This window comes from Adhaeribacter terrigena, from assembly GCF_016623615.1.
Taxonomy (GTDB): Bacteria; Bacteroidota; Bacteroidia; order Cytophagales; family Hymenobacteraceae; genus Adhaeribacter_A; species Adhaeribacter_A terrigena.
On sequence record NZ_JAEHFX010000003.1, the window covers coordinates 357,750 to 369,431 of the forward strand.

Annotated in this window: 9 protein-coding genes; 2 read left to right on the forward strand and 7 right to left on the reverse strand. The window is 45.7% G+C overall.

Annotation, left to right across the window (positions count from 1 at the left end; translation table 11 throughout):
- Positions 1 to 2 precede the first annotated feature (2 nt).
- The 6 genes from I5M27_RS08270 to I5M27_RS18795 all read right to left on the reverse strand — a co-directional run bounded on the left by I5M27_RS08270 (position 3) and on the right by I5M27_RS18795 (position 6,215).
- Positions 3 to 380 (reverse strand): hypothetical protein, encoded by a 378-nt coding sequence (locus tag I5M27_RS08270; RefSeq protein WP_200505725.1) that lies wholly within the window; start codon positions 378 to 380, stop codon positions 3 to 5.
- Positions 381 to 607: 227 nt separating this feature from the next.
- Positions 608 to 853, reverse strand: coding sequence for a hypothetical protein (locus I5M27_RS08275; protein ID WP_200505726.1), 246 nt, complete (start codon positions 851 to 853; stop codon positions 608 to 610).
- A gap of 87 nt (positions 854 to 940) precedes the next feature.
- Positions 941 to 1,216 (reverse strand): hypothetical protein, encoded by a 276-nt coding sequence (locus I5M27_RS08280; protein ID WP_200505727.1) that lies wholly within the window; start codon positions 1,214 to 1,216, stop codon positions 941 to 943.
- Positions 1,217 to 1,320: 104 nt separating this feature from the next.
- The gene (locus tag I5M27_RS08285; protein ID WP_200505728.1) at positions 1,321 to 2,175 is read right to left on the reverse strand and encodes a formimidoylglutamase; all 855 of its coding nucleotides are present in this window, start codon (positions 2,173 to 2,175) and stop codon (positions 1,321 to 1,323) included.
- Positions 2,176 to 2,364: 189 nt separating this feature from the next.
- The gene (gene mtaB, locus I5M27_RS08290; RefSeq protein WP_200505729.1) at positions 2,365 to 3,693 is read right to left on the reverse strand and encodes a tRNA (N(6)-L-threonylcarbamoyladenosine(37)-C(2))-methylthiotransferase MtaB; all 1,329 of its coding nucleotides are present in this window, start codon (positions 3,691 to 3,693) and stop codon (positions 2,365 to 2,367) included.
- A gap of 689 nt (positions 3,694 to 4,382) precedes the next feature.
- Positions 4,383 to 6,215 (reverse strand): LTA synthase family protein, encoded by a 1,833-nt coding sequence (locus I5M27_RS18795; protein WP_200505730.1) that lies wholly within the window; start codon positions 6,213 to 6,215, stop codon positions 4,383 to 4,385.
- 246 nt (positions 6,216 to 6,461) lie between these two features.
- Between I5M27_RS18795 and I5M27_RS08300 the strand changes: the two genes are divergently transcribed.
- Positions 6,462 to 8,651 carry a glutamine synthetase III family protein gene (locus I5M27_RS08300; RefSeq protein ID WP_200505731.1) on the forward strand — a complete coding sequence of 730 codons (2,190 nt, stop codon included), beginning with the start codon at positions 6,462 to 6,464 and terminating at the stop codon, positions 8,649 to 8,651.
- 229 nt (positions 8,652 to 8,880) lie between these two features.
- Here I5M27_RS08300 and I5M27_RS08305 read toward each other — a convergent pair whose 3' ends face one another.
- A complete protein-coding gene (locus I5M27_RS08305; protein WP_200505732.1) occupies positions 8,881 to 9,369 on the reverse strand; it encodes a hypothetical protein in 489 nt (162 codons plus the stop codon).
- Positions 9,370 to 9,568: 199 nt separating this feature from the next.
- On the opposite strand from I5M27_RS08305, the gene ispG reads away from it, so the two are divergent.
- A complete protein-coding gene (gene ispG / locus I5M27_RS08310) occupies positions 9,569 to 11,548 on the forward strand; it encodes a (E)-4-hydroxy-3-methylbut-2-enyl-diphosphate synthase (RefSeq protein ID WP_200505733.1) in 1,980 nt (659 codons plus the stop codon).
- The last annotated feature ends 134 nt before the right edge of the window (positions 11,549 to 11,682 follow it).

The following is an 11,682-nucleotide window of genomic DNA, read 5'->3' on the forward strand; positions in this document are numbered from 1 at the left end:
AATTAACAGAATTTTGGCGGCTGCCAGATCGTAGAAAGGTAAGTTGATTTTAATTGCAAATGGTAACGGGAATTAGCCTTGGAAGCTTCCTGAAAAGCAAATTTCTGAATAGGAAAAACGGTAGGGTGGGGGGCAAAAAAAGTCAGCGAAAGGGTTTCCGTCTCCGTCATGAAAGGTAGTTTCATATCGGTTTCGTAATCGGCATCTTTTTCGTGGCCGCCGTAATGGTGCACCATGTAATCGGCAAAAGACATTTCATGGTCTTCCTGCTGATGCTCATAGAAATGCCCGATCAATACCGGCAGCTTCAGTAATTGGTTGAACTGCGTGGTAGTGAACAGGTATGCGGAAAGCAAAAAGATCCCGAGCATTCTTTTCATGGCTGCAATTTACAAAAAAAATCGGGTAGCCGTTTTCAAATCTCATTTTGGGGATTTAAATGTCAGGTGATGAATAAAATAGGGGAAAGATCATAAGCAGAAAAACTGCTCTGCAGAGTAGCCGGGGTTTCAGAAATTGATGCATCAATAAAAAACGTTATGCTTTAATGCAAAAAACCGGACCTGCAGGCAAGTCCGGTTTTTTACGTTTCTGAAGGTGAAACTACTTAATCGTTCATTTCTTCTTCTACTTTTTTAGCCACAAAAATGGAGGCAACCGCCAGGCCGGCAACAATCAAAATAAGTTGGGTAGTGCTTAACTTCTGGCTGGCTTTCATCAGCAGGTTTCCGGCGTCGCTCATAAATTCCGGCAACATATCGTGGTCGCCCTGAATTACGTGCATGCCGCCCTGAAACACTCTTGAAATATCTTCAGGCTCTATTTTTACGCTTTTCTGCATTCCTTTTTCCATAGTTTTGTTGATTAATATTTGGCGTGAATTTGGGCTGAATTTGCAGCAGTTTGTATACGCAAGTCTAACCTGGGTGTTCTGTTTATTTTAAGCGTTTTGCTGTCCGCCCGCTTTCGTCACGGCTTCGGTGATCATTCCCAATACTTTATCGGGGCTGAACATCATGCTGGCCGGAAAACTTACGTCTACGTTATTGATCGCTAAGGTTTGGTTTGCTTCATCGAAATTGTATTCGGCCGTTACCCCTTTTTCGGATACCTTGCCATTTGTGCCCTGAAGGTTAATGCCGAAACCGGATAATTTGCTTTTCAAAGCCTGATAAACTTCCGGGGAAATGCCGGAATACTGCGCGCTGTTCGCCATAAAAATTGAATTGAGTTTGATAGAATTTTTGTTTTTAACGGAAGAATTTTCCGGAAGTTTTTTTATCCATAAATCAGCTCGCCTTTACATCGAATTGTAAGCGTTTATAACGCTATATGATTCGCTAATTTCTGACTGGCAAACTGGTAAGCACAAACCGCAGCCAGCCTGGCCGTGCGGTCATCCAGATCGAATTCCGGGTTCAGTTCGTAAATGCCAAGGGACGTTACTTTTTCGTTTTCGGCTGCGTAGCGCAGCATTTCCACTACTTCCGAAGGCGTAAATCCTTCGGGCGCGGGTGCCGAAACGCCGGGTGCAAAGGCCGCCTGAAAAGCATCCATATCGAGGCTGATCACAATTTCGTCGCAGCGTTCGGTTAAATATTGCAAGGCTTTTTTGAAACCGCTTACCGCGTGGCCGTTTCGCAGATCATCGAACTTTACGATGTTCACGTGGTGAGTTCCAGCAAACACGAAAAGCTCTTCCGCGTTGGCATATTCCTGGATCCCGAATTCCACGAAATTGGCACCTTCTAAAATACCGGATTCTAATGCCATGTAAAACGGCGAACCGCTGGTTATTACCGGTTTATCGGGCCGCAGATCAAGGTGTACATCAATGTTGATGCAGCCGGTTTTTTTGTTCAGATCCCTACCGTTTTTATACGCCTGCAAATGCGGAAAAACCAGGTCATGACCGCCACCAAGTACCACTGTGAAATGGCTTTGCAAACGTGCATCGGCAATGCAATTGGCAGCGCTGCGGTGCGTTTCTTCAATGGAAATCTGGGTCTGAACATCGCCGCAATCGCGCAGGTATTTTTTTACATCGGCATTGCCGCGCAGTTTTTCAAAGTAAGTCCGGAAAGCAGCGGGGCCGCCGGCGGCGCCCATTCTGCCGTTTACATTTTTTACGCCGGTATCGTCGGGCAGGCCAATTAAGCTCCAGTGTTTTTCCATCGTTTCTTAGGTTGAGATTAGCCTTTGCGAGTTACCAAAATTTTGGCAGAAAGCGAAAAAGAAAAAGCCGCTCCGGTATAATTCCGGAACGGCTTTTTTGAGTTTTTGATGGTAAAAGGATAGCGTTTTTTCGTTATTCTTTTTATTCCTGAAAATCCAATAATTATAAAGCAACAACGAACAACGAAACTAATGCTTTAGTATTTCCAGTTCAGCTTCTTCCACTTGCATTAAACCTGTTGCATTTAAACCGGTCAGGCGCACTTTTTTGGTTTCATTTACCAGAATGGGGTCGTATTTCACCGCCACGCGAATGTAGTTTTCAGTAAAACCTTCCATGATGCCATCGGTAATATCAGCTTCGAAAAGCACGTTCGTTTCCAGACCGATGTGTTGCTCATAGAAAAAGCGTTTTTTCTTTTCCGAAAGAATTCGCAGCATGTCGGCGCGGCGGTTGCGTTCTTTTTGAGGAACAACGCTCGGCATGTTTTCAGCTAAGGTGTTGTCGCGTTCCGAATACGGAAAAACGTGCAGGTAACTGATGTCGAGCTGGTTCAGGAATTCGTAGGTTTCCAGGAAATCAGCTTCGGTTTCGCCGGGAAAACCTACGATCACGTCTACGCCAATACAGCAATGCGGCATTTGGGTTTTGATCTTTGTAACCCGGTCGGTATAAACATTCCGTAAATAACGGCGGCGCATCAGTTTTAGAATTTTATCGGAGCCTGATTGCAACGGAATGTGAAAATGCGGCATAAATTTCTTCGAGCTGGCTACCAGCGTAATGATCTCGTCGGTTAGCAGATTCGGTTCGATGGAAGAAATCCGGAAACGCTCGATGTCTGCTACATTTTCTTCCAGCGCTTTGGCCAGTTCGTAAAACGTTTCTACCCGGCCCTTTTCTTCCTGAATCCCAAAATCGCCCAGGTTCACACCCGTAAGCACAATTTCTTTCACGCCTGATTCCGCAATTTCATTGGCAGAGCGCACTACACTTTCTATGTTTCCGGAACGGCTTTTACCGCGCGCCTGCGGAATGGTGCAGAAGGTGCAGCTGTAATCGCAACCGTCCTGCACTTTTAAAAACGTACGTGTGCGGTCACCGAAGGAATAGGAGTTATGAAACGTATTGGCGGTAGTTACCGGGCTGTGGTAAATTTCGGATTTGTCTTTCTTTTCAAACGTGCCGAGCAGGTCTACCAACTGGAATTTTTCTGCCGCACCTAAAACCGCATCCACGCCCGGAATCTGGGAGATTTCCTGCGGCTTTAACTGCGCATAGCAACCCACAATAGCTACATACGCATTCGGCGAATGCTTCAACGCTTCCTTTACCACTTTGCGGCATTTTTTGTCGGCGTTGTCGGTAACGGAACAGGTATTGATTATGTAAATATCGGCCGCATCCTGAAACTCCACTTTTTCGAATCCGCGCTCGGTAAAAAGACGGGAAATAGTAGACGTTTCGGAAAAATTCAGCTTGCAGCCGAGGGTGTAAAAAGCAACTTTTTTAGCCATAAGGCCGCAAAGGTACGGAAATTATGGTTTAATTGCTTTATGCTTAAGTGGTTGTTTTACTGGATTCTTGGGTTTTTAGGGCGAAAGCCATAGCGTTTTTTTGGTCATCGCGACGATAGGAGGGATCTCATCAGGTTGGTAGTTTCGTTTGGTATTTAGTTTTTTAGTCTGAAAGGATACCGTTTTACTCCACCTAATTAGTTAATTTAAGGGAGGACTTTTTTGTTTCTCTTTTTCAAATGGGCTTTTCGCCTTCAACCTCTAACTTTTCACTTTCAATGAAGCTTTTTCCCTCAAGCCGGGCGGCTTCGTTTCTGCGTTCGCGGCTGCAACCCTTCCTGCCCTTGCGGGCTGCCTCGGCACCGGAAGTCTTGGAGGCCGCTCTCACAGAAACTGGTGTCAGTTTCCCTTTGTAGCTCGCTTCTTTTTAGTTTACTCGCTTAGATAGCGTGATTTTCAGGATACGTTGCGCTGGCGATAGGCGTAAAAAAGTCCTCGCCTGTTTTTAAGGGAGGATTAAGGTGGGGCTCATTCTGTAAATTCTGATTTTGATTCAGAAAGATATTGATCAGATTACGTGCGGACAGATTGAGACCTGTTTGAACAATAACAGAAATCACATAAATCAAATATATCACAGAGCAAAAATTGTCCTGTAAAGTCATTAATTTCTATTATCGTGTTCAGTCTTACTTTTTCAGATAGTCTTCAAAGGATGTTTGCAGATAAGCTTTGCCTGTATTAATATCTTTTTCGGTGAATTGACCTTTTTTCTGCACAACTTGTTTTGAAATATTATCGAAGCCAAAGCTGCCTTTATCCGTTACGAAGCCAAAACCATCGTTGAAAATATAAAAGGCAAAGGGTTTTTCGGCGGGGTTGAATATATCTTTACTCCATTTAAATTCCTGGTTTGGCAAGTGCAGTTGGTTTAAAAGCGAATATGCGAGATCGGTTTGCGAAGCGATGGTGGTATCGGTTATTCCGGTTTTGGCCAACGCGCCACCGGTCAGGATCAGCGGGATATGGAATTTCGCTTTGGAGTCGTAATCGACATAGTTGGGAAGCGTGTGGCCGTGGTCGGCAACCAAAACGATGAGCGTATTCTGCCACCAGGGTTGTTTTTTAGCTTCTTCAATAAAATTCCCTACCGCTTTATCGGTGTAATGCATGGAGTTCCGGAATTTGTTTGCCTCGTCATCACCTGCGAACCTGGTTTTCATGGGAACATCGTAGGGTTCGTGGCTGCTCAGCGTAAAAATGGTAGTGAAGAAAGGCTGTTTTTGCTCTTTCAGATCTTTTGACACTCTCTGGAACAATACGTGGTCGTGTACCCCCCATTTGGAATTATAATCCCGGGTCGGGAAATCGGCTTTTCCGGTTATTTTATCGTAACCCGCCATTAATACGTAAGATTTCATATTGGCAAACGCCAGTTCTCCGCCGTAATAATAACTGGTCTGATATCCGGCTTTTTTCAAAGAATGAGCAAGGTGGGGGAGTTTTTCGGTTTTGCGCGGAATTTTAATAATAGAAGTGGTGGTCTGCACCGGGTAGCCGCTGAGTAATGCAACCAGACCTTTTTCGCTGCGATCGCCGCTGGCATAGAAATTCCTGAACAAATATCCTTCCTCAGCCAGCTTATCAATTTCCGGCGTAACGCCTTTCTCCCCGCCGACGCTTCCAACCAGGTTAGCCGTAAAACTTTCCAGAATAATAAAGATGATATTGGATTTGGCCGTTTTCAGGATCTTCGCCGAAGGGGCATTGGGTTTTTGATACAGATCCGATACCGTTTTCTGAGCTATTTCCGGCGCCATGAAAGTATAAGGATTCAGGCCATCGTAATCTTTCTTAATAATGGAATAGAACACATTCCAGGGCACGTTTATCGCCGAATGGTTGGCAAACGCATTTTCAGAAAAATAAACGTCGCTTTGATTGATTGGAATTTGCTGCCAGCCCCCGCGCAGCGGTAACACTAAAATGATCAGCCATAAAAACGAAACCAGCGCTTTTTTACGGGTTATTTTATGGCCGGAAAAACGGGGCTGAAAAAAACGGAAGTATAAAAACAGGCCGGCTGCCAGCTGCAAAATAAAAAGCAGGAACAGCAAAAACAGCGGCGCTCCCGACGAAGAGGCGATCATTTCGGTGGGCGTATTTAAATACTGCAGGGGCGTAGCATCGAGCTTATAACCCCAGATGCTATATAAATGCAGGTCTACAGTTTGCAGCAGCGCAATAAAAAAGGTGCATAAAACCGCATAGCCGTTTACCAGTTTCCGGGTAAGCTTATCAGGAATTACGCTGAAGAACAAAAGCAGAAAAGGAAAAATGCTTAAATAAGCTGCCATAGACATGTCAAGGCGCAGGCCATAAAAAAAAATCCTGGCAATTTCGGAAACCGAAAGGATAGCCGTTTTGGCCGCATGATAAAACAGGAAAAGGGTTTTGCCGGAAATAAAAAGCAAAAGCCAGTATATAAACAGAAAAACCTGGTTCGATCGGTAACTTTTCACCTAGCAAAGATACAGTTTTTGCGGCGGGAGCATAAAATACCCCTGAAAAACGACTGGCGTTTGAAAACGGTAGGGTTTTGGGCCTAAAAAGTAGTTTTTTAAAAATACCGGTTAAAATTTGAAGGGGTTTTGGAAGAAAAAGCAATTATTTTTCAAAAAGCCCTTAAAAAAAGAAGGGGTTTTAAATCAGAAGTTATTTTTCTGTTTAACTTTGCCTCATCATTAAACCTCTTTTAAAAATAGAAAATGGCAATCCTCAGATTTAAAGCCTTAGAAGTTGTAGGCGAACGCCAACGCAAGGATGTGGTTGTTCCGTCGCTGAAAGCTTCTGAATATTTTGGCATCAACGTTTTCGGCACCGAAGCCATGCGCGCTACCTTGTCGTCGGAGTATTTTAAGAAATTGCAGAATGCTATTAAAAACGGCACCAAAGTAGAACGCAACGTTGCCGATGCAGTAGCTTCCGCCATGCGTACCTGGGCCATGAGTAAAGGCGCCACGCACTATACGCACTGGTTCCAGCCTTTAACCGGACAAACGGCCGAAAAACACGATTCTTTTTTCGATTTAACGTTAGACGGGAAAGCCATTGAACATCTGAAAGGCAGTGCGCTGGTACAGCAGGAACCCGATGCTTCTTCTTTCCCGAGCGGCGGTATCCGGAATACTTTCGAAGCGCGCGGCTATACGGCCTGGGACCCAACTTCCCCGGCTTTCTTAATTGAAAACGGCGGCTCTAAAACGCTTTGCGTACCTACCATTTTTGTGGCGTACACCGGCGAAGCGCTCGATTATAAAGCACCTTTGCTGAAGTCTTTGGATCTGGTTGAAAATGCGGCACTGGAAGTTTGCCAGTTTTTCGATAAGAATGTAACCAAAGTGCAAACCACCCTGGGCATTGAGCAGGAGTATTTCCTGATCGACCGCGCCTTATTCGATGCCCGCCCGGACCTTTTAATGACCGGCCGTACGCTATTTGGCCATACTTCGGCCAAAGGTCAGCAGCTGGAAGACCATTATTTTGGTTCTATTCCGCGCCGCGTGCATGCGTTTATGGTTGAATTCGAGATCGAATCCCTGAAACTGGGTATTCCGTTAAGAACCCGTCACAACGAAGTAGCTCCGAACCAGTTTGAGTGCGCCCCAACCTTCGAAGAAGCCAATTTGGCCGTAGACCATAACCAGTTGTTAATGGATCTGATGGATAAAGTGGCGCAGCGTCATAATTTTAAAGTGTTGCTCCACGAAAAACCTTTTAAAGGCGTAAACGGCAGCGGCAAGCACAACAACTGGGCACTCTCTACCAATACCGGCGTAAATTTATTTGCCCCGGGGCGTCGTCCGAAAGAGAATTTACAGTTCCTGACTTTCTTCATTACCACTGTAAAAGCGGTGCACCGTTACGCCGATCTGCTGCGCGCTTCTATTGCATCAGCCAGCAACGATCACCGTCTGGGTGCCAACGAAGCGCCGCCAGCCATCATGTCGGTGTTTGTAGGGTCGCAGCTTTCAGAAGTTTTAGATGAACTGGAAGCCAATTCCACCATTTCCCTGGATAAAGGCGATAACATGTACATGAAACTGGGCATCGATAAGATCCCGGAAATTCTGTTGGATAATACTGACCGGAACCGTACTTCGCCGTTTGCTTTCACGGGTAATAAATTTGAATTCCGGGCAGTAGGTTCTTCTGCTAATTCATCTTCTGCCATGACGGTGCTGAACACGATCGTTGCCGATCAGCTGATCGAGTTTAAAAATGAGGTAAATGCGCAGATCGAAAAGGGTAAGAAAAAAGAAGTAGCCATTATCGAGGTGCTGCGCGACTACATTAAAGAGTCTAAAGCCATCCGGTTTGAAGGTAACGGTTACTCCAAGGAATGGGCGGAAGAAGCGGCCAAACGCGGTTTATCGAACCTGCCTACCACGCCGAAAGCGCTCGATGCATTTCTTTCAAAAGAAACCGAAGCCCTTTTCATTCGCAACGGAATCTTTAATACGGTAGAGCTGCACGCCCGCCACGAAATTCTGCTGGAGGATTACGTAAAAAAGATCCAGATCGAAAGCCGCGTAATGGGTGACCTGGCCATGAACCACGTTATTCCCACGGCGCTGAAATACCAGAACAAACTCATCCAGAACGTGAAAGGTCTGAAAGAGATCGGTTTGGGCGAAGATTATTCCGGCACGACCATCGACATGATCAAGAAAATTTCGAAGCACGTAACTACCATTAAAACTACGGTAGATGAAATGATCGAACGCCGCAAAAAAGCCAACAAGGTGGAAGATATGCGCGAGCGCGCCGTGATGTACTGCGATGAAATCTCTACTCTTTTCCAGACGATCCGCTACAGCGTAGACAAACTGGAACTCATGATCGACGATGAAGACTGGCCGCTGGTAAAATACCGCGAAATGCTTTTCAGCCGCTAGGTTCGTAGGTTCGATTTTTCGACAATAATGAGTGAAGCTTGGTTTCGAATTTTTTAGATCAGCATATAAAGCGGTAGGGTTTTGGGCTGAAAAACTCAATTTAACAAAATACCGAAGATCCAGACCATTTATTGAAAATTCGAACCTACGAAAATCGAAAATTCGAACATAATAAAGTCGCCCCGATTTACCTCAGGGCGACTTTTTTATGTTAAAAGCATAGCGTTTTTTAAGCTGCGTTTTCGGTGGGAGCCTGAATCTCTTTTTCCGGCTTTTTAAAAATAAATTTTTCGCGCAGCGTGTCCCCAAGTTGAGTCAGGTCGTTCATGCGGTCGGTAATCCCGAAAGTATCCATCAGGTCGCTTACAGATTCACTTTGAAAAACCTTATGCGACATTTTAGAAAGAATAAGCGGCACCAGGATCGCTGCCAGGCCGGTAGCAATGGCGCCCCGCAACCCCATACGCATTACGATTTTGGTGGCAATGCTTTTTATAATTTTATCGATCAGTAATTTACGGCCGCCGGCCATCGGTTTACCTTTTATCGTACTCACTACCTCATCGATATTACCTTTTTTGAGTTCATTGCGCAGAATTTCCATAATGGATTCCTTGGTAATAAAGATGGCTTCACCAACCTGGTTCATTTTCAGGCCGGCTTTTTCTATAAAAGGTTGAAATTGCTGTGTCGGAGTTTTTCGTAATAAATGTATCATAGAGCAGGAAGTTTAAAGCTGTAACTAAAGGTTCTTAACGAAAAATTCAGAAAAAGGGTGCGTAGGTTTTATAAAATTTATCCAAAAACGCTATTCAAACGGTGCAATCTTTTATTACCGGGCAAATAACTGTATTTTTGTAATGCCTGCCTGAACATTATTTTACGCTAGCGGGTTATTTATAGCGAAACTACCTTGTATGAATAAAATATATTGTCCGAGTTTAACGGAATACCAGCGCCGCCAGACCATAGAAGTAACCATCGGTGACCTGCCCATGGGCGGGGAAAATCCAATTCGGGTGCAATCTATGACTACGGTTGACACCATGGATACCATGGGTTCGGTAGAGCAGGTGATCCGGATGGTGGAAGCCGGTTGCGAGTACGTGCGCATTACTGCGCCCAGCGTAGCCGAAGCCGAAAACCTGCGCCACATCAAAGCCGAACTCCGTAACCGCGGCTATAACGTTCCTTTGATCGCTGATATTCATTTTACTCCGAACGCGGCTGAGCTGGCCGCCAAAATTGTAGAGAAAGTCCGCATCAATCCGGGAAACTACGCCGACAAAAAGAAATTCAACATCATAGAATATACCGACGAAACGTACCAGGCCGAACTCGACCGCATCCGTGAACGCTTCGTGCCGCTTGTAAAGATCTGCAAGGAACATGGCACGGCCATGCGCATTGGCACGAATCATGGTTCGCTTTCCGATCGGATCCTGAGCCGCTACGGCGATACCCCGCTGGGCATGGTAGAAAGCGCTTTGGAGTTTCTGCGGATCTGCGAAGACCTGAACTATCACAACATTGTGCTTAGTATGAAAGCCAGCAACACGCAGGTAATGGTGCAGGCTTACCGATTGCTGGTACAAAAACTGGAAGAAGAAGGCCTGAAGCCTTACCCGCTGCATCTGGGTGTTACCGAAGCCGGCGAAGCCGAAGACGGCCGCATCAAATCGGCAGTAGGCATTGGTACGTTACTGGAAGATGGTTTAGGCGATACGGTCCGGGTTTCATTAACCGAAGCTCCTGAATTTGAAGCGCCGGTGGCCCGCACCTTAATTGATCGTTATACCAACCGGGCAGGCCACGAACCTATCAAGCCGATCTGCAACATTCCCATAAACCCCTTCCAGTACGAACGCCGCCATACGCATGAAGTGCTGAATTTAGGCGGAACGAACGTGCCAAGGGTGGTAGCTGACCTGAGCCAACTGGATGCTTTGCAATATGCCGATCTGAAATGCGTAGGCCATTTATATTCCATGCTGCTCGATAAATTCAACATGAGCGACCTGGGTGCCGATTATATTTACACCGGCAATAACCCGATTTCTTTTATGCTGCCAAACGGCCTGAAGGAAATTGTGGACCATGAAGCCTGGCAAACGGCCGAAAACCGAGAAGAACGCTACCCGCTGCTAACGGCAAAACAGTATCTTTCGGAAGCTGAAAAGTCTGCAGAAGTAAATTTCGTGCAGCTGAATCTGCATGACCTGACGCCGGAAATGATAGATGCTTTGAAAACCGATAAAACGGCGGTGGCAGTACTGCAAACTTCCAATGCGCATGCCATGGCTGAACTTCGAAAAGGTTTTTTCCGGCTGATGAATAATGGTTGCGAAGTGCCGGTAATTATCCGCCGCGATTATACCGAAATGCTCTCTGAAACTACGCAGCTTTACGCTTCTACCGATGTTGGCGGTTTGCTCATCGACGGTTTAGGCGATGGCATCCTGCTGGGAACATCGTCGATGGCGCCTAAAACCAAAACCGAATGGCTCGAAAGGATCGATAACCTGAATAAGCTGAGCTTCGGTATTCTGCAGGCGGCGCGCACGCGCATGAGCAAAACCGAATACATTTCCTGCCCAAGCTGCGGCCGTACATTATTCGATCTGCAGGAAACCACTGCCATGATCCGCAAACGCACCGACCACTTAAAAGGCGTAAAGATCGGTATAATGGGTTGTATTGTGAACGGTCCCGGCGAAATGGCCGATGCTGATTACGGTTATGTGGGCGTAGGTAAAGGCAAGATCGCTTTATACCGCGGACAAACCGTAATGAAGAAGTCGGTGCCGGAAGAAAAAGCCGTAGACGAACTTATTAACCTGATCCGGGAAGACGGAAAATGGATAGAGCCGGTTATTTTAGAAACGGAAAACGTTTAGAAAACGGTAGGATTTTAAGGTAAAAAAGTACTGCAAAAAAGCTCCCAGGTTGCTGAAAACTGGGAGCTTTTTTTGTGAAAAGATTTATTTGATTGAATTGATTGACACGATATTTGTGTGGACAGGGCGCAACC